The sequence below is a fragment of the Ruegeria sp. BA2 genome (assembly GCF_056539605.1).
The window spans coordinates 89596-110807 of the sequence record NZ_JBQFVE010000014.1 but is presented as its reverse complement, the minus strand read 5'-3'; the positions used below and the strand labels follow the sequence as shown (position 1 = coordinate 110807).

24 protein-coding genes are annotated in these 21212 nt (G+C 51.8%); 8 read left to right on the top strand and 16 right to left on the bottom strand.

All coding sequences use genetic code 11. The features are described 5' to 3' along the window. Positions 1–87 precede the first annotated feature (87 nt). Both ACR0NN_RS21435 and ACR0NN_RS21430 read left to right on the top strand, forming a co-directional pair. Positions 88–969: a cation diffusion facilitator family transporter gene (locus ACR0NN_RS21435; protein WP_170722400.1), complete on the top strand. Its 882-nt coding sequence runs from the start codon at positions 88–90 to the stop codon at positions 967–969. A 159-nt stretch (positions 970–1128) separates the two neighbouring features. Further along, positions 1129–1899: a hypothetical protein gene (locus tag ACR0NN_RS21430; RefSeq protein WP_480685513.1), complete on the top strand. Its 771-nt coding sequence runs from the start codon at positions 1129–1131 to the stop codon at positions 1897–1899. Between the two features lie 75 nt (positions 1900–1974). Here the strand turns inward: ACR0NN_RS21430 and ACR0NN_RS21425 are convergent, their stop codons facing one another. Both ACR0NN_RS21425 and ACR0NN_RS21420 read right to left on the bottom strand, forming a co-directional pair. After that, the gene (locus ACR0NN_RS21425; RefSeq protein ID WP_480685512.1) at positions 1975–2622 is read right to left on the bottom strand and encodes a response regulator; all 648 of its coding nucleotides are present in this window, start codon (positions 2620–2622) and stop codon (positions 1975–1977) included. Beyond that, entirely contained in the window at positions 2619–3851 is a 1233-nt protein-coding gene (locus tag ACR0NN_RS21420; protein ID WP_480685510.1) for a sensor histidine kinase, read from the bottom strand. The genes ACR0NN_RS21425 and ACR0NN_RS21420 overlap by 4 nt, the downstream gene beginning before the upstream one ends. A gap of 1111 nt (positions 3852–4962) precedes the next feature. Between ACR0NN_RS21420 and ACR0NN_RS21415 the strand changes: the two genes are divergently transcribed. Further along, positions 4963–6063 (top strand): Acg family FMN-binding oxidoreductase, encoded by a 1101-nt coding sequence (locus ACR0NN_RS21415; RefSeq protein WP_170722402.1) that lies wholly within the window; start codon positions 4963–4965, stop codon positions 6061–6063. Further along, positions 6053–6502, top strand: coding sequence for a MarR family transcriptional regulator (locus ACR0NN_RS21410; RefSeq protein WP_170722404.1), 450 nt, complete (start codon positions 6053–6055; stop codon positions 6500–6502). Before ACR0NN_RS21415 ends, ACR0NN_RS21410 begins: the two co-directional genes overlap by 11 nt. 37 nt (positions 6503–6539) lie before the next feature. Here the strand turns inward: ACR0NN_RS21410 and ACR0NN_RS21405 are convergent, their stop codons facing one another. The 9 genes from ACR0NN_RS21405 to ACR0NN_RS21365 all read right to left on the bottom strand — a co-directional run bounded on the left by ACR0NN_RS21405 (position 6540) and on the right by ACR0NN_RS21365 (position 12562). Then, positions 6540–7307 carry a hypothetical protein gene (locus tag ACR0NN_RS21405; protein ID WP_480685507.1) on the bottom strand — a complete coding sequence of 256 codons (768 nt, stop codon included), beginning with the start codon at positions 7305–7307 and terminating at the stop codon, positions 6540–6542. A 45-nt stretch (positions 7308–7352) separates the two neighbouring features. Then, entirely contained in the window at positions 7353–8525 is a 1173-nt protein-coding gene (locus ACR0NN_RS21400) for an adenylate/guanylate cyclase domain-containing protein (RefSeq protein WP_170722407.1), read from the bottom strand. A gap of 125 nt (positions 8526–8650) precedes the next feature. Beyond that, positions 8651–9205, bottom strand: a complete 555-nt coding sequence (locus ACR0NN_RS21395; protein WP_480617012.1) for a CIA30 family protein — start codon at positions 9203–9205, stop codon at positions 8651–8653. 11 nt (positions 9206–9216) lie between these two features. Continuing rightward, a complete protein-coding gene (locus tag ACR0NN_RS21390) occupies positions 9217–9669 on the bottom strand; it encodes a TspO/MBR family protein (RefSeq protein ID WP_170722409.1) in 453 nt (150 codons plus the stop codon). A gap of 13 nt (positions 9670–9682) precedes the next feature. Then, a complete protein-coding gene (locus ACR0NN_RS21385) occupies positions 9683–10186 on the bottom strand; it encodes an aggregation factor core (RefSeq protein ID WP_170722411.1) in 504 nt (167 codons plus the stop codon). Between the two features lie 136 nt (positions 10187–10322). Beyond that, positions 10323–10706: a nuclear transport factor 2 family protein gene (locus ACR0NN_RS21380; RefSeq protein ID WP_170722413.1), complete on the bottom strand. Its 384-nt coding sequence runs from the start codon at positions 10704–10706 to the stop codon at positions 10323–10325. Positions 10707–10850: 144 nt separating this feature from the next. Next, entirely contained in the window at positions 10851–11231 is a 381-nt protein-coding gene (locus ACR0NN_RS21375; RefSeq protein WP_170722416.1) for a VOC family protein, read from the bottom strand. Further along, the gene (locus ACR0NN_RS21370) at positions 11232–12245 is read right to left on the bottom strand and encodes a zinc-binding alcohol dehydrogenase family protein (protein WP_480685503.1); all 1014 of its coding nucleotides are present in this window, start codon (positions 12243–12245) and stop codon (positions 11232–11234) included. Positions 12246–12271: 26 nt separating this feature from the next. Then, positions 12272–12562 (bottom strand): putative quinol monooxygenase, encoded by a 291-nt coding sequence (locus tag ACR0NN_RS21365; RefSeq protein ID WP_170722418.1) that lies wholly within the window; start codon positions 12560–12562, stop codon positions 12272–12274. Here ACR0NN_RS21365 and ACR0NN_RS21360 point away from each other — a divergent pair. Then, entirely contained in the window at positions 12562–13554 is a 993-nt protein-coding gene (locus ACR0NN_RS21360) for a LysR family transcriptional regulator (protein WP_480617008.1), read from the top strand. The two genes, ACR0NN_RS21365 and ACR0NN_RS21360, sit on opposite strands and share 1 nt — an antisense overlap. A gap of 32 nt (positions 13555–13586) precedes the next feature. Here the strand turns inward: ACR0NN_RS21360 and ACR0NN_RS21355 are convergent, their stop codons facing one another. From ACR0NN_RS21355 to ACR0NN_RS21335, 5 genes are all read right to left on the bottom strand, one after another. Next, the gene (locus ACR0NN_RS21355; RefSeq protein ID WP_170722422.1) at positions 13587–14492 is read right to left on the bottom strand and encodes a haloalkane dehalogenase; all 906 of its coding nucleotides are present in this window, start codon (positions 14490–14492) and stop codon (positions 13587–13589) included. Positions 14493–14721: 229 nt separating this feature from the next. Continuing rightward, positions 14722–16611 carry an SLC13 family permease gene (locus ACR0NN_RS21350; RefSeq protein ID WP_170722966.1) on the bottom strand — a complete coding sequence of 630 codons (1890 nt, stop codon included), beginning with the start codon at positions 16609–16611 and terminating at the stop codon, positions 14722–14724. 272 nt (positions 16612–16883) lie between these two features. After that, positions 16884–17081: an AbrB family transcriptional regulator gene (locus ACR0NN_RS21345; RefSeq protein ID WP_480685500.1), complete on the bottom strand. Its 198-nt coding sequence runs from the start codon at positions 17079–17081 to the stop codon at positions 16884–16886. Between the two features lie 38 nt (positions 17082–17119). Continuing rightward, positions 17120–18205, bottom strand: coding sequence for an isocitrate/isopropylmalate dehydrogenase family protein (locus tag ACR0NN_RS21340; protein ID WP_170722434.1), 1086 nt, complete (start codon positions 18203–18205; stop codon positions 17120–17122). Between the two features lie 50 nt (positions 18206–18255). Continuing rightward, positions 18256–18447, bottom strand: a complete 192-nt coding sequence (locus tag ACR0NN_RS21335) for a tripartite tricarboxylate transporter permease (RefSeq protein ID WP_170746967.1) — start codon at positions 18445–18447, stop codon at positions 18256–18258. On the opposite strand from ACR0NN_RS21335, the gene ACR0NN_RS21330 reads away from it, so the two are divergent. The 3 genes from ACR0NN_RS21330 to ACR0NN_RS21320 all read left to right on the top strand — a co-directional run bounded on the left by ACR0NN_RS21330 (position 18372) and on the right by ACR0NN_RS21320 (position 21115). Further along, positions 18372–19052: an MATE family efflux transporter gene (locus tag ACR0NN_RS21330; protein WP_480685498.1), complete on the top strand. Its 681-nt coding sequence runs from the start codon at positions 18372–18374 to the stop codon at positions 19050–19052. The genes ACR0NN_RS21335 and ACR0NN_RS21330 overlap by 76 nt on opposite strands. 407 nt (positions 19053–19459) lie before the next feature. Beyond that, complete coding sequence (locus tag ACR0NN_RS21325; protein ID WP_170722441.1) at positions 19460–20506, top strand: hypothetical protein; 1047 nt, start codon at positions 19460–19462, stop codon at positions 20504–20506. A 174-nt stretch (positions 20507–20680) separates the two neighbouring features. Then, positions 20681–21115: an HIT family protein gene (locus tag ACR0NN_RS21320; protein ID WP_480685496.1), complete on the top strand. Its 435-nt coding sequence runs from the start codon at positions 20681–20683 to the stop codon at positions 21113–21115. Positions 21116–21212 lie beyond the last annotated feature (97 nt).

Below are 21212 nucleotides of genomic sequence, written 5' to 3'. Positions count from 1 at the left end.
TCACCAAACACCTGTTTTACGTTTTGAACATCGGAGCTCACCAATCACCCGAGTTTCTGTTCATGATTGACTGAGGGTCGCGGCCAAATGACACAAAAAATCGCTCTTTGGTCCATTCCAATATCCATTGCGGTACTGGCCCTAAAACTGTTGGCTTGGTGGCTGACGGGCTCAGTGGCTTTGTTGTCGGACGCAATGGAATCTACCGTGAATGTCGTTGCCGCGCTGTTGGCGTATTTCGCAGTTCGGGTCGCGAACAAGCCCCCTGATGAAAACCACCCGTTTGGTCACAAAAAGGCCGAGTATCTTTCCGCTGTCGTCGAGGGCGTGCTGATTGTGCTGGCGGCGTTCTTGATCATCAGAGAAGCTGTGCTGGCGCTCCCAAACCCGCATCTGGAGGATGCGCCGCTGCTCGGCATCATTGTCAATGTCCTTGCAACGGGTGTGAATGGCGCATGGGCCTACCTATTGCTCAAAATCGGCAGGCGGGAGGGGTCGCCTGCTTTGGAGGCAAGCTCTCGGCACATTTTTACGGATGTCCTGACTTCAGTTGGTGTTATCGCAGGTCTGCTACTGGCGCTTGTCACCGGCTGGTTGATCCTCGACCCGATCCTGGCAATTCTTGTTGCGCTGAACATCTTGTGGGAGGGCTGGAAAGTTATTCGGGTATCCGTCGATGGCCTGATGGATGTGACACTTTCGGACCATGACTTGCAGACCATATCAGATGCAATCGAAGCAAACCTCGGTGCCGCCTTAGAGTATCACGACCTCAAAGGGCGCAGATCCGCGAATGTCATATTTGTGGAGTTTCACCTTGTTGTGGACGGCACCATGCCAGTCAGTGCCGCGCATGATATATGCAATGACATCGAGGAAGAACTGGATCGTTTGTATCCGGGTTCCGTCTTTGTCATTCACCTCGAACCAGATGACGAGTTGAAGGGTGACGGGGTTAGTTCCCACTAAACTGGGCAAATGGCTCAGCAAAAACTCTATTGGTTTGACTGATCTGACTAAGACGTTCGGCTTGATATTCGTCAGACCTAAGCCCGATGTGGGAAAGCCGAACCAGAAGTAACCTGTCTCCAACGTCACGAAGCGTGTTGCTCAACATTGGAGGCGAAAATGAAATTTCAAAGAAAGCTGGGTCAACTTCTTAGTGCCGCGGCGTTGGCTTCGTTGATCGCGGCGACGCCTTATGTGCCAGCGTTCGACGCCGATAGTCGCCTACATTTTGAACCGTCATATGTCTTTGCCAAGAGCGGCAGGGGAAGCGACGGGGATGGTCGCGACGATGATCGGGATGATGATCGTGACGACGACAGAGACGATGATCGCGACGACGACCGAGATGATGATCGTGACGACAATTCAGGATCAGGCAAAAGTGGTCGCGACGATGATGACGACGATGACGATGACGACTCGAAACGCTCCAATAGAGGCAGCGGAAAGAAGGATCGGTCTCAAACAGGGGGCAAACCGTCGGGTTCGGCTGGGATAACGAAGGTCGAAACAAACGCTAACGGCATTGAAGTGCGGTACGCCGACGGAACCAAGGAGGAGATCGAAAACGGGCGGTATGAGAGAAAGAATGCTCAGAACCGAACTGTTGAGGAACGCCCCGCGACCGGCGCTGACGTCTCAAGGCTTCGGTCTTTGGCGAATGGTATCTCAATCGACAACGTGCGCTCTTCTAGGCAAGGCGGCACTGCTGGAAGTCGACCCACGAAAGTCGAACGCCAGGGCAATAATATCGAAGTGGACTATGCCAATGGTTGGAAAGAGGAGATCGAGTTTGGGCGCTACGAGTTGAAAGACCCGTACAACCGGACTGTTGTTGAAAGAAACGCAACGGCGTCTGATCGCCGGAGGTTACAGTCGGTTGCCAACTGAACTGAAACTTTAGTCAAAAATCCGTTGGCGGCGTCTCTTAGTGAGGGGCCGTCATCGTCGTAAAAGAGACCGAATTTAATCTCCCTTGTTCCAAACATCATGGGCAATGAGCGCGGCCTCTACCCGATTTCGCGCATGAAGCTTGGACAGGAATGCCGTCATGTAGTGCTTCACGGTCTTTTCCTGAAGGTCTAACTCATCAGCGATTTCACGATTGCTCAGTCCTTTGGCCACATGTCTAAGTATTTCTTCCTCACGATGCGTAAGGTCATCGAGAATGCTGCTGTTAGTAGACATGCCGGTGTCAGCGTTGATTTGAAGCAATACCCGCGAGGCCAAGCCCGGAGAAACGAACCCTTCACCTGCGGCGATGCTGCGTAAGGAAGCGGTTAGTTCGCTCGCGGTTACTCCCTTCACGATGTACCCAATCGCGCCCGCCTCCAAGGCGTCCGCGACATCGCTGCTGTTCTCTGAGACTGTCAAGATTGCAATGACGGGCGGATTTGCCATCGCTGCAATTTTACGTGTTGCGCTTATCCCGCCACCGGGCATCGAGAGGTCAAGAATAGCTATGTCCGGCTGATGCGTGCCGACCAGCGATACTGCCTCTTCAGCACTGGACCCAGCGGCTAAAACTTCGAAGCCATCAGCTTCATCCAACGTGCGTTGCAAACCATCCCTGAATATCGGGTGATCATCGGCTATTACGACAGATGTAGTCATGATGTGCCTAACTTTCTGGGAAATAGTGTCATAGCAATGGTGGTACCTTCGCCCGGTCTCGATGCGACTTCGAACCTGCCACCAATACTCTCGACCCGATCTCGCAAGCCCATAAGCCCTTGGCCACCATCATCTCGCAATGCGGTTTCTTCTGACCTGTCAAATCCAGGTCCGTCATCTTTGACCTTAACAACTATGCAGTCGTTCTGCGCTTCAGAGATAACCGTGCACTTGGAATCTGGAGCATATCTCGCGGCATTGGAAAGCGTTTCCTGAAGGAACCGAAAAACGCACAGCTTGTCCGACAATGACAACTCTGGGAATTGGTTACCTTGGAATGAAATATCTGGTCGCAACGGGCTGTGTTCGGCATGATCCTCTACGGCTCTCTTCACAACATCGACGAGTGACAGACTGTCGATATCTGGCGCGGACAGCCCTCGCGATATTGCACGAATTTCAGCCAGAGATTTTTGCAAAGATTGCTGAATTTCCTCTGCTTCTTTAGGCCTTTCGGACTCTTTGGAAAACGCCGCCTCCAGTCTAAGGGCGGCGAGCGACAGGTATTGCGCAGGGCCATCATGTAGCTCAGCTCCAAGATTCTTGAGGAACCGATCTGTTTGCGTGGTATATCTTTCTGACGCCTCGACCACACGCGACCGCAGCAGCGCATTCTGCTCAGCCATCTTCTCACTTTCTTTCAACCGCTGTTTAAGAAGAGACCCCTGTCGTCGAATTGTTTTGTCGCCAATTGCGACAATGGAATACAGAACAATAGTACTTGCCAGAAATGCGGAGCCGACGATCAACCAACTTGTTCGCCTGGCCTTGGCCAAATCTATCTCCAGCTGATCGGCTCTTTCGTTGAACTCCGCAACTGCGATGATATCGCCGGACCAGAGTTCGCGGATGGGGCTGTAAACTTCAAGTAGTGGTATCCCTAATGCCGCCTCGGCGGCGCTCTCGGCGTGATCAAGCTCTTCGAAAGAGCCGGAGATTTCACCGCTCCACGCCCGCCTTAGATCATCCGTTGGATTGAAACGTTTTCCAATGATGTCTGTATCCGAGGCATGCGCAATCACACCGCCTTGCTTCCAGAATTTGTAGGAAACGATACGGTCACGCATTGGCTGGGTCATGAAAATCTCGTCCAACGCCAGGCTCGCCTGGTCTGAAAAGCGGTCGCCATGTGCCAATTCCTGACTGAGCGGGGATACCACGCTTTCCATATACAGCGCTGCGGAGTTGGCGGAGTTTTGGACGACTGCGTTCTGGATTCGATTTGACACCCAACCCCACGATGCCTAGCGACGTATTTTGATTTCTGCTGTTGTTGTTCATTTTGCGACCTTTGAATTTGCCGCCCGGCACAAGGTCGTTTGCATGTTGACCGCTGTCAGGGGCAGCGGAAAACCAATGATAAATTGCCCGCAGCTATCGAAGCTGAGGATAATAGTCCTGCGATGCGAAGGACGATTTCACCATGAGGTCAGCGATAAGGCAACCAAAAGCGTAGAGTCAACGATATTGCTGCCTATAGGCTATTGGCTATGGTGCAGCTCTCTGTAGGAATGGGCTCAATCCGAACATATGTCGCCTTCTGAACGAATTGCTGCTTCAGATCGCGAAACTACAAAGGCTGCATAATGCAAAGTTATGCGCAAAATTCAATACTATGGGTACACCTACAACTGATGTAGGTATGCTCATAATGCTGCGCTTTCATCACTGATTTCATTGAAGAAAACCCTGAGTTTTCGCCCATAGATTTGCACAGTGTTTGCGCAAAACTTTGCACGATTGGCCCAAAAGCCTGCGCTCCAACTCGAAAGCACTCTGGCTTCTGTCCTTTGATGCCCGAAAAAGTGACCCAAAGCCAACGCCTAAAAGCTTTTAGCGCATCTAAAGCAGCATGTCTCAATGCTGAGTTGCAGTAAATACTCTAAAGGCTTTCGGCAACGAACCTGAACCGATGTCCGGCTTAAGACACCAATTACTGCGCAGCTGTCTAAGCGATTAGCGAAGGTCGACCGGATGTCGACCCTGTGAACGTCATCGAGCACAAAGGCTTCAAGCCAAGGCTATGCTTTGTGGGATACTCGAAGCAACGCTTTAACAGTTTCCGATCTTCTCGTGCTCGTTCTTTAACCGTCTAAAAGAACTGATTGTTTTGACATCCCTGGCACCCAGAATACTTGTCGGACACGGTAGTCAGCAATGGCGCCCGGCTGTTCTAGTTTTCTTTTCTCCAAGTCACAAAACCAGTCAACGATTCCATTGGGGTTGATTTAATACGATTTCGTATTATTTAGTTCGATATCGCACTAATGGAGAGTCAAAATGCCAATTCGAAGACGTTTTCTCAAGATTCTAGGCGGAGGCACAATTCTGGCGGCAACTGGTGCGGTTGGGTTCCTCGCTACACGCACGCCGCATGACGCGTTGGCTCCTTGGACGCCGAGATCTTATGACGACCCACGCAAAGCCGCCTTATCCTACGCGATTCTCTCCCCCAATCCACACAACTTGCAACCTTGGCTGGTCGAGTTGGTTGGGCAAGATAAGGTACGTATCCACCGTGATCCTGATCGCGAGCTTCCAGAAACCGATCCTTACCACCGCCAGCTCTATATTGGCCTCGGCGCATTTGTTGAGACGATGGTTCTGGCGGCAGGTGCACAGGGATTTGATACCGAGGTCAAACTACTGCCAAATGGAGATGACGGACCAATCGCAGAAGCAGTGTTTGTCCCTGGCGGAGCGCCCGATCCACTCTCAGATCAAATCCTCAACCGACATTCCAACAAAGAACCGTACACTGAACAGCCACTTTCTGCCGATCAAGTGTCTACGCTTGGCAACTATGCAACTTTGATTACCGATAAAGATTTGGTGGCCCGTATTCGAGACCTCACGAAACGCGCTTTCGAAATCGAAATGCGAACACCGCAGACCCTGAAAGAATCCGTCGACCTGATGCGGATCGGGAAAGCAGAAATCAACGCCAACCCGGACGGGATTGAATTACGTGATCCCATGCTGGAAACGCTGCGCCTTACCGGCCTATTGGACAATGAGACCCTGATGAACGTTGACCACCCAGGCACTCAGTCACACATGCGGGGCTACTTCGCCATGCTAGACGCGACGCCGCAATACGCAGTTCTCACGACAGCCACAAATACGCGAAGCGATCAACTCGATGCCGGGCGTCAATTGATGCGTTTTTACTTGAAGACAACCGAAATGGGCCTGGGCGTTCACCCCGTCAGTCAGGCACTTCAGGAGTATCCTGAGATGGCCGATGAATACGCTCTGGCGCATGAGCTTCTTGCGTCACCGGGCCACACGGTGCAAATGTTGCTGCGTTTGGGGTATGGACCTGAACCAATTGCCACACCCCGCTGGCCGCTGGAGACACGAATTCTGAATGAAGCCTAAAGATGAGACCAACGAAGTCTACCGGTTCTTCACCGAGGTCGGGATCATCAATCAGTTGATCTCGACCAAGCTTGAGGCATTCTTACCTGGAAGAATGACCGCAACCCAATTTGGCATATTGGGCCACCTGGTCCGGCGCCCCGAGGGGGAAACTCCACTACAGCTATCGAACGCTTTTCAAGTGCCTAAGACCTCGATGACGCACATGCTCGCGAGCCTTGAAAATCTTACCCTAATTACCCTTGAAGCCAACCCCAATGACAAGCGTTCGAAAATTGCTAGGTCTACTCCGCAAGGCGCGGAGTTTTTGAAAGCTTGTATGGAGCGGATGTCGACAGCCCTAGATCCGGTGTTGTCCGAACTCGGGTCTGAACCGTTTCATGAAACACTCCCTAATCTGACGCTCATACGCGAAACTTTGGACAGCGAGCGCGACTAGCGGAAACCTGCGTCGACCCAAGCAAACAGAAAAGCTCTCAGAACATCATGCAATCCGCGCCCGGCGGCAGCGGCGGTGATCCTTCAGGTAAAGTGGGCGTGTAGTCAAATGTCACAATCTTCGCGCCGCCGTCGAATGCCACGAACAGTTGGTTAGATCCCGGCCTAATGGCGATGCCTTCCGGGTCAGTTCCGAATTCCAACAGACTTTGCTGGGCGAGCAGTTGGCCATCTGCCGTGAACTCATACAGGCTGTTTGACCCTTCCCAGTCATCAACAATCAACATGTGACCGGTGCGTGGGTCAATCGCGATGCCCTGTGCCTCACTCAAGGGCGGAGAGAGCTTCATGGTATCCAACCTCGCTGCCAGAGTGCCCTCGGTGGTGAACCAGGACAACCGTTCAGGGTCATCTTCGACAGTCACGATCTGTCCCGCGGCGTTGATTGCAATTCCTTCCGTATCCGCAAACCCACCTTCCAATTCGAAAGGCGCTCCCAGGGGTGATCCATCCTTGGTGACACGTTGAAGACTGCCGAAACCATCACCCAGCAACAAGTGATCCCCTTCAATAGCAATTGCTTTGATCCGAAAGAGATCGCTGGATATTCGGCGCAACTCATCACCTTGCAATGTAACGAGAATTGCTTCGGGCCCCTCGTTGGCAATCCACAAGCCACAAAACGTTGGATCATAGTCAAGGCTTGCGGGTTGGTTGAGCTCGTAGCGCCCAGTTTCGCGAAGCTCCAATGCCGTGGCCGGAGAAGCCCCAGCGCAGATCAGTAAGGCTATGGTTCTTGCAAACACTCAGGATGCTCCCGGAAAGGTATACTGTTAAAAAACTATACCTGATTATTGCGCCCCTTCAGTGAGAAAGAACAGCTCTATGGGCTTAGCAAGGCCACGTATTTCGTGATCCCCACAGCTAACGAACATGTTAGGTGCAGCACTTGCAACGGCTAACGTCGCCAACACTCTCTGACCAATTGATTTTGTTAAGTTTTCAATTCGGCTTGCGACGTTCACCGCACCGCCCAAAACCGTAAAATCAAGCCTGCCGGGGCTGCCGATGTTACCGTAGCTGACCTGCCCAACGTTGATCCCAATTCCAATGTCCAAGGGCGGTTTTTGGAACTCGTCTCGTCTAGTGTTGAGAGCTTTCAAACCACTCAGCACACTCTGCGCTGCAAGAGCCGCCATTCTGCAACGGTCGGCATGTTTTTTTTGAGCTTCAATAGTGAAGATCGACAGAATGCCATCACCCATGAACTTGAGGACGTCTCCACCGTTGTCTTCCACGGCGTTGACCACCAGATCAAAATAGTCGCTGAGCGTGTCGAAAACTTCTTCTTCCGTCGAGGTTTCGGAAAGTGCCGTAAAGCCTCGCAGATCAGAGAACATAACCACGGCGTCCAGAGTTGTTCGCTCACCGCGCTTGATGTTGCCGCTCCAGACTGCCTCAGAAGGTCCATCTCCTAAATAGGTTCGAAGTAGACCTTTAGACGATTTTCGCATCGTCACAGGTTCCAAGGCGCAAGAAAGGGCCGGTAAGACCGCTTCAATCAGCCTCAGATGTTTCGGCGAGAAACCATCCGGCGCCTGTGTAATGAACGTGCAACCATGCAGCGATCCATCACCGTAATAAAGCAAAGTAGCATAGTAGTCGGTGCCGCCTTGCTCTGCAAATTCCAAATAGGATGAATGCTCTGTTTCTGAGTCCAGTTGCTGGAGACTTTTGTGAAGCGGCTTTCTATTTGCCAGAATATACTCGAATGAGCTCCCAACATAACCATCCGTCAACGTTGTCTCATGGGTGACATCGTAGCTGTCGGTGCCGTTGGGCGTCCAAACCACGCCCCAAGCAATAAGCAGTGGATTGGCAAAGCGCTGGCCAATGTTTACTCGCCACAGCGGAACTCCGGCTTCGACCAAGGAGGAACAAAACTGAGACACCACCTTTACGGGATCGCCGGAGCGACGACCTTCTGTGATCATCCATTCGGTTAGACGAGTGACTTCTTCCATGGACCCAAGTTACTCGCATGGAAACGATGAGCAAAGACTATTGGATTGGCAACGTCGCTTGCGTCTTTTGAGTCGCCTGATCTGGCTGGTTCAACGAAGATTGGAGCGCTGCGCCCGAGCGACCTTCAGTAGAAACCAATCTCGCTGACATCTACGCTGGCCTCATGATCGCGCCCGAAGGCTACGACTCCGACGGAGGTGATTTCGTCAGCAACGGGAATAGCGCGCAATATAGCACCTGAAGCCTTGAAGCCTGACAGAGGCAAATAAACTTCTGTCCACTCGTTAGAAGTTGCGAACGCGGCCTGATAGTATTGCCACGGAAGCACCGTGCCACGTGTTCTGAGGTGGACGAAGTATTGTTCGCCGTTGCCCCGGACCAATAGCCTGACGCCTGATACACCCGTACCTGGCCGATCAGGCAACTTGCGTCGGAACTGGATGAAGCCGCCGTTGTTTACTGTACTCACGGTTCCGGTCAGCCGCGCGAATGCAACATTACCTTCCGAACGAAACTGCACCTGCCCTGAAGAAACCCCTCCCATTACGGTGTCGGCAACGTAGTCCCAACGCGTTTCCGGAGACTTGGAGAAGTCTTCAGTCAGTTTTACATCAGCCTGCGCCATCATGCATCCGATGATAACAAAACCTGAAACAAGCCCAATGAAGTTGGCACGCATATCGATCCTTCTCAGTTCAGTATCGCAATGGAAAGGTTCAGTGCCGTGGCAAATGCGACCCATGCAAAATACGGCAGGAAGGCCAGTGCGGAAACCCGATCTGAAGTCCTGACCTGAGCGATGAACATGACGATGACAGCCAACAACGCGACAATGACGACAAAGGCAAACCATGGCAGTTGCAGTACGAAAAAGGTTGGGGACCACAAAAAGTTCAGACCCATCTGCGCCCACCACAGCTTCATGGCGGTCGAGCTTCGGTCTGTTTCAAACTGACGCCAACCAACCATAGCGATCAAAACATATAGCGCCGTCCAAACCGGTCCAAAAATCCAATTTGGTGGATTGAAAGCCGGTTTAGAAAGCTGCGCGTACCAATCGCCGGGTGCGGTCAGTGTCCCGATCAGGATGCCGCCTCCCACCATGAGCGCAAGGAATGCTATGCGGATCAACCAGTTCGACATTGCAGGATAGCTTTCAGCAGTCCTTGGTTGTCACGTTCACAAGTGCTTCGGAAGAGAAGGTCGCAGTACTGGTCTCATTCGCATCTGCATATGACACTGTGGCGCCTTCGATCTCGGACCCGGTTACGGTGATTTCGCGTTGCCCGATAGTGTCATCTACATCGATGGTAAAGACGAGTTTGTCCCCGGCTGCGAGAGAGGCGATCTCAAGTTCAATTGTATCTTGCCCATCCACGACCGCTGGAATTTGCCGCAAAGCATCCGCACCCTCAACGAATTCAAGAGGTTGGAACACCTCCACACCCGCGCCTTTTTCGGAAACGTCGAAGATCAGACGTCCGGCAGATTGCGACAAGTCAATTTTGACGGTCGAGGCTTCTACTTCGCAAGCTCCGACATTTGTCAGAACAAAACGGTCCTTGGGTGCGCCTTCGATAAAGCGAATTTGGACTCCGGCCTGAAGGGAAGTAGCTGCGAAAAATCCCACGGTTGCCGCAAGAATGCTGGTCGGAAGCATATTTATCTCCTTGCTATAAGGTTTCTGATAAATACGCGTCGGCGGGTTTCTTGGATCAGACTTATGCCCTTTGACTATAGTGGTTTAGCAGACAGGAGCTTCCTAAGTTCCATGCTCCGCAGTCAGAACGGCGAAGTCAAAACATGCCATTGTCATTCTCGCTGTTTGCTGGAATTTCCTGAAGAACGTCCCAGTGCTCGACAACCTTACCATCAGCATCCAGGCGAAAAATATCTATCCCTGCGTACTCGAGACCATCAGGCCAGATTTGGTGGCAATGCAGAATAACGTGATCGTCTTCAGCAAACGCTCGTTTGATGTCCACTCGCTTTCGCGGATATTCGGCAGCCATGCGCTCGAAATATTCGATAAACGCTTGCTTGCCGTCGCCAACATGCGGGTTGTGCTGCGTATAGGTATCACCAACAAAGGTTGCTATGGCCTCGGCAGGTCGACACGCGTTGAACATCATTTCGTAGAAAGCGATGACGTTTTTCTTGTTTGTTTCGAGGTCCGGCATGCTGATCTCCCAATCGACGTTTGCACCGCAAAAAAATGTTGGTCCACGTAGCTCTTGGAAGCAACCCGGCAAGGATCTCAACCACTAACCGGCAAGACGTAACGAGCTTAATTTCGCGTTCCGACTATTTCGAGGGTCAGTCACTTACTCGGTTTCTTCAAAGTCTATGTGAATGTGATTTCCATCAGGATCGGCCACATGGATTTGCACTATTCCAGCCCCCGGGACATCAGTTTTGCGATACTGGATTTGACACGAGATCAGTTTTTCTTCGAATGCTCTCAACCCTGTGGCTGAGAGCGCAAAATGCTCGAGCTTGAGCTTCACTTCGGAGCCGATATCAGGCGTTCCCTCGTGACCCACAAGGTGAACCACGGCGTGATCACCCGCATACAACCAAGCTCCAGTAAACGGAAAATCAGGGCGGGCCCCGAGATTTAAACCCAAGACCTCTTCATACCAAGTAACCATCTCAGGCAACCTAGTCGTCACGATATTCACATGATCCAGCCGCTCAATTCTCATCTAAAAACCCTCAAGCACGAGCTTTCCTTTGGCCTTCCCGCTTTCAAGGATAGCATGCGCTTTCATTAAGTTTGTAGCATTGATCCTACCAAGTGTATCGGTCGCTGTGGATCTGATCTTTCCGTCATCTATCATCCCGGCGACCTGATTCAGGATTTCGCTTTGACGGTTCATATCTCCAGTCCCAAAAAGCGACCGAGTGTACATGAACTCCCAATGCAATGAGATCGATTTGGGTTTGAACGGCGCGATGTCGAAGGTTTCAGGATCATCAATCAACCCAAAGCGACCTTGAGCTGTCATCACCTCTCCAGCTTGAGACGCATAAAGCTGGGAATGGTTTGTTGAATAGACGAAATCCACACTTTCGATACCGAGAGCCTCGAGTTGTGTGCCAAAATGTTCTGCGTGGTTGATGACATGGTGTGCGCCCAGCCCTCGAACCCAGTCTTGTGTCTCGGGTCGGGACGCCGTCGCTATCACTGTCAATTCAGTGAGAGCCCGCGCCAATTGAATGGTGATTGACCCGACACCGCCTGCGCCACCAATAACCAGCAACGTATTGGTTCCGCCGGAAACGGCATCTTGGACTCGCAATCGGTCGAACAGCATCTCAAAAGCAGTAAGCGTCGTTAGCGGCATCGCCGCAGCCGCTTTCGCCGGTATGGACTTTGGCGCGGCTCCGACAATACGTTCATCCACCAGATGAAACTCGGCATTGGTTCCCGGTCGGTTTATTGCCCCGGCATACCAAACTGTATCTCCCGGACTGAAAGTCTCAACCGTTTCGCCAACTGCTTCGACGATCCCTACTGCGTCCCACCCCAGAATATCAGGTGCTGGACCCGCAGGAGCACGTTTTTGCCGAATTTTCGTATCAACCGGGTTCACTGACACGGCCTGCACCTTCACCAACAAGTCACGCCCCTTCGGCGTCGGTTTGTCGGCCTCGAAGTCGATCAAGGCGTCCGCCCGATCAATTGACCCTGTCTCGCGGTATCCCACGGCTTTCATAGCGTGCTCCTTTGTTCGGTTCTGTATCAACCGATGACTGTCATTTCATTCAACGTGAATTCTGCAACGGCGCCCTCTGTTGCTTCCAGATAAGCCGCAAGGTGCTGAGCACCCATGTGGGTTTGCCAAAGCTCTCGGCTTTCCCAGTTTTCGTAGAACACGAAATGAGCTGGGTTGTCGTTGTCCTGGTGCAGGTCGTAGTTAATGCAACCCTCTTCAGCACGGGTTGTGTCGATGAGCTTGATCAGCTCACCTTTTACGAGGTCGATCTTGTCGGGGTTGGCTTTGATGTTGGCGAGGATTGTCAGCTTGGCCATTGGAATACGTCCCTTGTGTTCTTGAGCGATGCGCAAGATTTACGCCGCAGTACTTTCGGGATAAACAGGTCAGGATCGAACATATAATCCGGAATTTCCGTTTAATGCTTTTAGACAATCTTCGCTTGTTTCTGACCATAGCCGAGAAAGGCACTCTTGTGGCTGCGGCGCGCGAGATAGGGATGTCGAGCACGACAGTGTCCGAGCGGCTCGCGGCTCTGGAGGCACATTACGGTGTGGTTTTGTTCAACCGCACCACCCGTTCCATTAGCCTGACCGAAGAAGGCCGGACACTCGCTGACGGAGCAAGAAGCTTACTCAGTGAGGTTGCGGACCTGGATACGCTTGTTCGGCACGGCGCTGAAACTCTGTCTGGTCCAATTCGCATAAGCGCGCCGATTGACTTGGGACGGAGCATTGTTTCCGAGGTTGTCGCCGAATTCACCGAAGAGAACCCTGCCGTCTCAATCGAACTATCCCTCTCGGATGGCTATGTTGACCTAGTCGGCCAGGGTTTCGACCTCGCAGTTCGCTTCGGCAACATCACAGACAGCTCGCTCAGGTTACGAAATCTAGGAAGCTACCAACGTTTCGTATGTGCATCCCCAAGTTATCTGGCCTCATTCGGAACGCCTGAAAAACCAGAAGATCTATTAAACCACAACTGCTTGGTTATGAGGTTTGGCGACATGATAGACAACGTTTGGGAGTTTAGATCAGGACCAAATGCCAAGCGCGTATCAGTAAAGGGAAATCGAATAGTCAATGATGGTTCACTCATCCGCGATTGGGCAATCGCAGGCCATGGGGTCGTCTTGAAGTCAGAGCTGGATGTCGGCGACGATGTTCGATCTGGCAGACTTGTTTCTGTCTTGCGCGACTTCCTCCCACCACCGAAACCTTTGCAAATGATGTTTCCGCCGAGCCGAGCCCAACCACGTCGCATAACGGCCTTGGCCGAGCATTTGCGTCGCAAATTTGGTGTGAGTTGAGGCCGCAGGGGAAGACACTAAATTGATAGCCGCTATGTTTGCTCAATGAATTTCAAAGTCGCCTGTGCTAGCTCTCTGCCAGCATCTTCTTGAATGAAATGCCCGGCTTTTGGCACAACGATATGATTTTGACCAACTGCCCCAGGGATCGACCTTTGGAACAGTTTGTCTACGCCAGCCATGACCCTGTCATCTTCTCCAAAAACAGTCAGAAACGGAGTGTTCAGGGTCTTGAGGGTTTCCCATGCGGCTCGGTTGGCTTCTGAAGCTGGATTGTCAGGTGTGTCGGGCACCAACACTGGAAACTCTCGAGCGCCTGCCAGATAGCGCGCATCCGGGAATGGTGCGTTATAGGCTGCAACCTCTTCTTCTGAAATTTTAGATGTCGTGCCGCCGAATACGATGCGTCCCGAATTAAATTCAGGTACGGATTGTGAGTATTCCCGCCATGAAAGAAATGCCTCACCCAAGGGCACGTCACCGGTGGGCAAGGCCGTATTCGCCACAACAACACTAGAGAAACGCTCGGGCATACTTGCAACCAACCGCAAGCCAATGAGTCCGCCCCAGTCCTGGCAAACCAATGTGATGCCCGTCAGGTCAACTTTCCGCAACCATTCGGACATCCAGTCCACATGGCGTTGGTAAGTGTAATCGGATCGCTCAGTGGGTTTGTCAGACCGTCCAAACCCAATCAAATCAGGAGCCAGAATTCGATGACCCGCATCTTTGAATAACGGAATCATGTGCCGATACAGGAAGCACCAGGTTGGCTCTCCATGCATCAACAATACTGGCGGTGCCTGCGCCGGTCCCTCGTCCAAATAGTGCAGTCGGAGAAGACCGCCCTCGGTATCATCCACATCAAGATAGTTCGGGCCAAAGTCGAAATCTGGCAATCCGTCAAACTGGTGGTCCGGTGTACGAAGGAACTTCATAGTGAACTATCCAAAATTGCCGACGGTCTTAGTCCGACAACAGTGATCGATAAAACTAAAACGGTCCAGTTCCAGCGTATACCGACTTCAGGTTTGGTTGACTTCGACGCATTGCTTCGGTCCCTCGCGGAGGAGGCCCTTTTTGCAGACGTTTTGAATCCGCGCCAAAAAATTTGGTCTCAAAAACCTTATATTATGAGTTCATCTGTACGGATCGCCGAGAGGCGGCTCAGAAGAAAATCGCAAGCCCGGTCATTGAGACAACCAAGAAAAGGAGAGTCATGATTCCGCCCGAGCGAACAAAATCGACCACCCGGTAGCCTGCTGGTCCCATGATCAACGCGTTCACCTGGTGGGTTGGGATCAAAAATGAGTTGGACGTTGAAATTGCCACTGTGAGAGCAAACACAGCCGGATTGCCACCCGCGGATACGGCAATAGAAACTGCTAGCGGCACCAGCAGGACAGTTGCGCCTACATTGGACATGACCAGCGTGAACGCCGTTGCCAAAACGGCTATTCCCGCTTGCAGCGACCATATCGGCCAGCCCTTCAGGAGGGCCAACACATGCGCGGCAATCCAATCCGCAGTGCCAGTGTTCTGAACGGCCTGACCCAACGGGATCAGCGAAGCGAGTAGAAAAACTGTACTCCAACTAATCGACTCGTAGGCTTCGTCAATCGAGAGAACCCGGCTCAACACCATGCCAATAGCGCCGATCAAAAGGCATAATGACAAGCGCAGATCGGAGAATAGAATTAAGCTCAACGCTATCAGGAAGAAGGCGAGCGCCCATCCGACCTTGTGTGGCCGTAACTCTTCCTGGGGAAAATCCGAAGTTACGACGACAAAATCCCTGTCCGACTTCAGTCGTGTCAGACGGTCCCACTGCACATGCACCACACACGTGTCGCCGGCCTGCAAAGGGACTTGCCCGATATGCGTGGCTGAATGATCCTCGGTTTCAACGTGGCTCAGTGTTTCTTCTCCGCGCTGAATGGCCAAAAGAGACAAACCATGTGTCTGACGGAGACGCAAATCAATCGGAGTCTGGCCGATCACTGAAGAACCGGGAGGAATAACAACCTCGGCCACCCCCGATTGGGTCGCGGCAAAATCATCCGCAAAGACATCTAGTTGGGGTAGGATCTCTAATCCGTAAGGCTCAGCAAACTGATGCTCAACCACCCGACGCAGGCCAAGCACTGCGAGCCGCGCAGGGGCTTCGATCTTGGTATCCGCCATTGGCGCAATGACCTTGTGGCCGCGATAGGATGTACCAAGAATGTACATGTTATGGGCAACCATCAGATCCGCAAGCGTTTGCCCTATGATGATCGAGCCTTCAGGGACACGTATCTCGAACATATCGGCCCTAAGCCCATAGGTGTTTTCTACATAGGTCTGCATGGACCGAGCTGAGCTTGCGTCTTCTCCACGCTCTCGCTGCGCTGGAAGGACCCAACGACCAAAGAGCACAAAGTAAAGCACCCCTGTCAGCACCAGCATCACACCGATAGGCGTGACTGAAAACAACCCAAATGTCTCCATTTGTTGGTCAGCCGGAAGGGATGAGTTTGCTGAAACAATCAGGTCATTCAACAGGATGAGGGGCGACGACCCGACCAATGTAATTGTACCACCCAGAATCGCGCAAAACCCCATGGGCATCAGCAACCTACTCATCGGGATTTCCGTACGTGCTGAGATACGGCTAACAACGGGTAGAAAGAGCGCAGCAGCTCCTACATTCTGCATGAAGGAGCTAATGACACCAACCGTTGTTGATATGATTGGGATAATCCGGGCCTCTGTCGTGCCACCATTCTTGAGGATCAAGGCCGCAACCTTTGACATAAGTCCAGTCTTATCAAGCCCAGCCCCAATTACCATCACCGCGATAATGGACATTACAGCGTTGGAGGAGAAACCTTCAAAGAGTCTGGAGACATCGGCAAGATTACCCAGCCCCGGTAGATAGCTCAGTGCGCCAAGCAGCACCATTACGAGAATTGCTGCGACATCGATCCGTATAATCTCGGTAACAAAAAGTAAGACCGTAAAAGACAATAAACTCAATACGGCTATCATTTCGTACGTCAGTGCTGGTAATTCCATATTGTACTCCAAACCTAACGTTACCTGACTACCAGCAAATACGAAGAACCAACTCTTCGCGTTAGATAAGGCCAAAATCCATCAGGCCGACTCACGCGGCTCGTTTTCTCGGGCGTGGTATCTGCTGAAACCTGGATTTCTCCAACCCCGAGAGCCGCTGATCACAAACTCATATGCCTCTCTTGAACATCGCAATGCGAAATGAACTTTCACCATGGCTAGAGTACAAGCACATTAATTTTCGTGTCCTCATCATTCATATTCGGCCAACTTTAATTGCTAAGTCGGGAAGGCTTTGTGAAAGCCGCTACGAGGACAGGTGCCAAAACAAGCGCCGCCAAGACCCTAAAAATATGATGCACGCCGACGAACGCAACATCGCGACCAACGCTCACCGCTATGATTGACATCTCCGCCAAGCCTCCAGGTGAACAGCTCAAGACGGGTGACGCCGCAAGGAGCGACGCCACCAGTTGATGTGGGCACGCTTGCCCACCGGGAGATCCAATCACGCCGGGATCGTTTCCTTGGCGACCATTTCGGCCACAAGCGTCCCGAAGGTGTCGGTGTTTACGGTGCCACCAAGGTCACGGGTGCGCTTTGCAGGATCATCAATGACGGCATCAACTGCATCCGCAATGGCTTGCCCAGCCTCCATAAGCTTCGGACTACCCTTCTGCTCGCCGAGCCAGATGAGCATCATAGCGGCGGAGAGAATAAGTGATGTCGGGTTCGCAACGTTTTGCCCTTGGATGTCCGGGGCAGAACCATGCTGTGCTTGTGCGCAGCATAAGCCCGTTTCAGCGTTTGCATTGATCGACCCAGCGAGCCCCAAAGACCCTGACAGTTCAGAGGCAAGGTCCGAGAGAATATCGCCGTAGAAGTTAGTCGCGACGATAACATCATATTCGTGCGGTTTTCGAACCAGCAGCGCTGCAAATGCGTCGACAATCAACTCTTCGGTTTCGACTTCAGGGTAGTCCTTCGCCACCTCGCGGAAACATTCCAGAAACAGGCCGTCGGTCATGAGAAAAGAGTTGGCCTTGTGTATCGCGGCGACTTTCTTCTTACGTTGCATGGCCAGTTTGAAAGCCTCTCTGCAAATCCGCATTGATCCGTGTCGCGTAATTTTGCGAACCGACAACGCCATGTCCGGATCGGGCATCATTTCTCCGACGCCTTTGTACATGTTGCGGTCAGGATAGAATCCCTCCGTCGCCTCACGCATGATCACAAGGTCCATTCCGGGCGCTTTGTTCGGTAGAAAGTCACGGCTGCGGGCCGGCCGCACATTCGCATAAAGATCGAGCCCGATACGGAATCCGGCCGAAACGTTGCGACCACCTTCAACGACTGGCGGGTAGTCCATATGGGACTGCGTCCCTAAAATGACTCCATCGAACTCAGTTCGTGCACGTTCCAACACGTCGTCACGCAGAGTGATACCGTGGTTCCTAAGGCCGGTAAAACCGGACTCTTCTTCTTCAAACGTCAATCCCAGATCGTACTTCTTGTTGGCGGCCTCAACGACTTCCAAAGTCGCCGCCATGATTTCAGGTCCGATGCCATCGCAGGGCAATGTCATGATACGCATCTTTTGTCTCCTTGTTGGCCGAAGCCAGTCATTCTTGAAATCCGGTGGGTTTAATCCCCCACCGATGCCTCTTCGTCATGGCGCTGCGCATCCATGCGGTCCTTAACCCGACGGCCAACAAACATGGGCAACACGAAACCGGCGATTGCGATAAGCCAGAGGATTATTGCGAGGGGACTTCCCACTAGCGCCAACCAATCCCCGTCCGAAATCGTCATTGCGCGGCGAAGGTTCACTTCCATCTGGTTGCCAAGAAGGATATGCGATTGTAGGTTTGATGATGGGATGGCTCGGCGCCGAGGCTCTAGCAGCACACCAGATTGTAAACGCACTGGCCGGGTTGGCTTACATGATCCCATTAGGCATGGCGGGAGCTGCTTCAATCCGTGTAGGTCTAGCAGTCGGAGAGGACGCACAATCACGTCTCAGGCCAATCCTCAAAGCCTCCCTCGTCATGGTAACGCTTTGGCAAACCATCGCTGCGATAATTTTTGTTTCAGCCGGCCGTTTCATGGCAGAAACAATGTCGGACGATCCTGCTGTCGTGGACTTAGCTGTGCTGCTATTCTTTGTTGTCGCCCTCTTGCAGGTCGCAGACGGTGTTCAAGGAACAGCGTTAGGAGCGTTGCGGGGAATGTCAGATATGCGGTTCCCCACCATCATAACACTGACAGCTTACTGGCCACTGGCTCTCCCGGCGAGCTACATTATGGGTTTCCTCTTAGGTTACGGTGCAATCGGCGTATGGCTTGGATACACGCTTGGGCTGATCGTTGCGGCTGTTGCTTTGCCCGTTCGGTTCTGGGCATTAACGTCGATGCCAGAAGTAAAACACGTCAGGACTTAGCGTCGTGTTTCACAATGCCAGGACATCATCGGAACCGTTGAGGAGCGTCAATTTTTCCGTTCACTTGTAGATCAACGAGCGGCGACAGCTGGGCTCAATATCGTCGTTCGTCGGCCTTCGAAATTTGACCTGAGGTAGTCCAAAGTGGACCTACATCACTAGGTGTTGCAGCTGTTGCTTTGCAGGATTTCTTGACGCCCTTGTGCATCGTCGACAGGTTCAGAGACGACCAAAAGCAGACCTTGCACTCCAGAATTCGAGGACGCAAATACAAATACTTGCTGCTCGCGATAAGCTTCAAGCCTCACACGAAAGGAGTTCATGTTCAGCTGTGTAAGGACTTTAGAAAAATATATGAATTAGGGGAAACGCCCCACTCACTGTCCGCGCCAACTACAGGTCGAAGAATGACATTAATTCGAACAAAGATCACCCCAGAAGGTGCAATCATGGTCTCCGATATCATGCTTAGCAACGATCAGCCTTCTCCGGACACAAAATCGATGTGGCTTATCTCAGAAGGTCAAGTTGACGAAGCCAATTACTCGACCACTGGCCATATTCAGAAAACTATTCTGTTCAACCGAAGATGTCTTTTTCAGTGGGCCGGGCAAATGATTGTTGCTCGTTCAATCTACAATTTCTTGAGGCCACACATCAAAGCGCCGTTTGAAACGATAGAGAGACTTCTATCCCTCGAGTTCTCCGCCAAAGAACTCGATGCGGTCGCCTTCAGTTTAGTCAGGATTAACCGCGGGAGGATAGAGTTCTTCGGTCATCATGGAGAGCATGTTTCGCAGGGCGACACAATGAATTGGATTGCGGGAAGTGGCGCATACATTGCCGATCCCCAAAACCATCCAGCCGATATGACTTTCAGAGAGATTATCACAGGCAAAGAAGTAGTCGACGACGACACATCAGACCTACTTATTCGCCTCTACAATGGGGAGGTGGGCGCGTACGTGTATGACCCTTATCGAGCTGGCGGATGGTACGAAATCATTGTTATCAACGATCAGCTATTTCAACGAATACCTTATGCCGTCTGCTACTACGATCTGGATCAAATTGAGAAGACTGGCTCAAAAGATCCGACTTTGGCAATCTTCTCCAGATACATGAATGACCGGTTACTCATTCATCGTGTCTGGGGAAACAATTCATCGTCCACTATCAATGTTGTTCGGAGCTTCAAAGACCGCTTCGACGGTGAGGTAACTGAACCTAGCCGCTACTTCTTAGGAGGCTTGAACAACTGGAAGCTGGTAATTCAAGTAACGCTAAGATCCGGGAACCAGGAAGTTGTGAGCCGTGTCGTTCAAAATACGACCCCAATCGATGATGTTGAAATTTTGGACCTCAACAACCCTAAGTTTTTAGCGAGCAAAGAAACTGAAGAGTTTCTTCAAAGTCAACTTGAGCGACTTCCATCTAGCCTATCGGACGCTTGAACTCCGGTCATTGGTGCGGAGCGCAGAATCCGACAGTTTGGGCACACTGCGGATTTTCGTTATTCTTGATGCGAGTTACTGCTCTGGGGATCAATACCGACGTTCCAATTCGATGCAGGAAATTCTACGTTGCTTGATGGATAATGTCGAATTTCATTGGGCGACTTTGGGAATATGAGTGATTACTGCCTTTTTTGCCGAATTGCTGCCGGAGAAATCCCCACGCATCAGGTGTTTCGTAACGACCGCATCTTGGCGTTTATGGATACTGGCCCAATTCGGCCGGGTCATCTCCAGATCATTCCGACGGCTCATATTGAATACTTTGAAAACATCCCTGAAGATATTGCCTGCGAAATCATGTTGCTAGGGCAAAGACTGGCGGTCGCTCAGAAGAAGGTTTTTGGCGTTGAGCGAGTGGCCTTTCAATACTCGGGTGGTGATGTCGCCCATGCGCATGCGCATCTGATACCGCTTCTTGAAAAGCACGATGTGACATCGCGGCGCTATATCGAACAAGAGGGAATTACCTTTAAACCAATGCCGGATCCGGGTAACAACGAGCTCCGAGTCTTTGCCAAACTTATCGCGAATGCTCTCGACCGTTAAAATGACTTTTGGCACGAAACGGAAGGTCTCCGTGGCTGTTTGATTGGGGGATCCGGTTCAGGCTTTGGCGCACAGCTGCAGGTTCATGTTGTGATGA

What these genes read in the sequence shown, in the direction of transcription:
- ACR0NN_RS21435 (WP_170722400.1), top strand. Translation starts at nt 88, where the DNA reads ATGACACAAAAAATCGCTCTTTGGTCCATTCCAATATCCATTGCGGTA.
- ACR0NN_RS21430 (WP_480685513.1), top strand. Translation starts at nt 1,129, where the DNA reads ATGAAATTTCAAAGAAAGCTGGGTCAACTTCTTAGTGCCGCGGCGTTG.
- ACR0NN_RS21425 (WP_480685512.1), bottom strand. Translation starts at nt 2,622, where the DNA reads ATGACTACATCTGTCGTAATAGCCGATGATCACCCGATATTCAGGGAT.
- ACR0NN_RS21420 (WP_480685510.1), bottom strand. Translation starts at nt 3,851, where the DNA reads ATGGAAAGCGTGGTATCCCCGCTCAGTCAGGAATTGGCACATGGCGAC.
- ACR0NN_RS21415 (WP_170722402.1), top strand. Translation starts at nt 4,963, where the DNA reads ATGCCAATTCGAAGACGTTTTCTCAAGATTCTAGGCGGAGGCACAATT.
- ACR0NN_RS21410 (WP_170722404.1), top strand. Translation starts at nt 6,053, where the DNA reads ATGAAGCCTAAAGATGAGACCAACGAAGTCTACCGGTTCTTCACCGAG.
- ACR0NN_RS21400 (WP_170722407.1), bottom strand. Translation starts at nt 8,525, where the DNA reads ATGGAAGAAGTCACTCGTCTAACCGAATGGATGATCACAGAAGGTCGT.
- ACR0NN_RS21395 (WP_480617012.1), bottom strand. Translation starts at nt 9,205, where the DNA reads ATGCGTGCCAACTTCATTGGGCTTGTTTCAGGTTTTGTTATCATCGGA.
- ACR0NN_RS21390 (WP_170722409.1), bottom strand. Translation starts at nt 9,669, where the DNA reads ATGTCGAACTGGTTGATCCGCATAGCATTCCTTGCGCTCATGGTGGGA.
- ACR0NN_RS21385 (WP_170722411.1), bottom strand. Translation starts at nt 10,186, where the DNA reads ATGCTTCCGACCAGCATTCTTGCGGCAACCGTGGGATTTTTCGCAGCT.
- ACR0NN_RS21380 (WP_170722413.1), bottom strand. Translation starts at nt 10,706, where the DNA reads ATGCCGGACCTCGAAACAAACAAGAAAAACGTCATCGCTTTCTACGAA.
- ACR0NN_RS21375 (WP_170722416.1), bottom strand. Translation starts at nt 11,231, where the DNA reads ATGAGAATTGAGCGGCTGGATCATGTGAATATCGTGACGACTAGGTTG.
- ACR0NN_RS21370 (WP_480685503.1), bottom strand. Translation starts at nt 12,245, where the DNA reads ATGAAAGCCGTGGGATACCGCGAGACAGGGTCAATTGATCGGGCGGAC.
- ACR0NN_RS21365 (WP_170722418.1), bottom strand. Translation starts at nt 12,562, where the DNA reads ATGGCCAAGCTGACAATCCTCGCCAACATCAAAGCCAACCCCGACAAG.
- ACR0NN_RS21355 (WP_170722422.1), bottom strand. Translation starts at nt 14,492, where the DNA reads ATGAAGTTCCTTCGTACACCGGACCACCAGTTTGACGGATTGCCAGAT.
- ACR0NN_RS21350 (WP_170722966.1), bottom strand. Translation starts at nt 16,611, where the DNA reads ATGGAATTACCAGCACTGACGTACGAAATGATAGCCGTATTGAGTTTA.
- ACR0NN_RS21340 (WP_170722434.1), bottom strand. Translation starts at nt 18,205, where the DNA reads ATGCGTATCATGACATTGCCCTGCGATGGCATCGGACCTGAAATCATG.
- ACR0NN_RS21335 (WP_170746967.1), bottom strand. Translation starts at nt 18,447, where the DNA reads ATGGAAGTGAACCTTCGCCGCGCAATGACGATTTCGGACGGGGATTGG.
- ACR0NN_RS21325 (WP_170722441.1), top strand. Translation starts at nt 19,460, where the DNA reads ATGACATTAATTCGAACAAAGATCACCCCAGAAGGTGCAATCATGGTC.
- ACR0NN_RS21320 (WP_480685496.1), top strand. Translation starts at nt 20,681, where the DNA reads ATGAGTGATTACTGCCTTTTTTGCCGAATTGCTGCCGGAGAAATCCCC.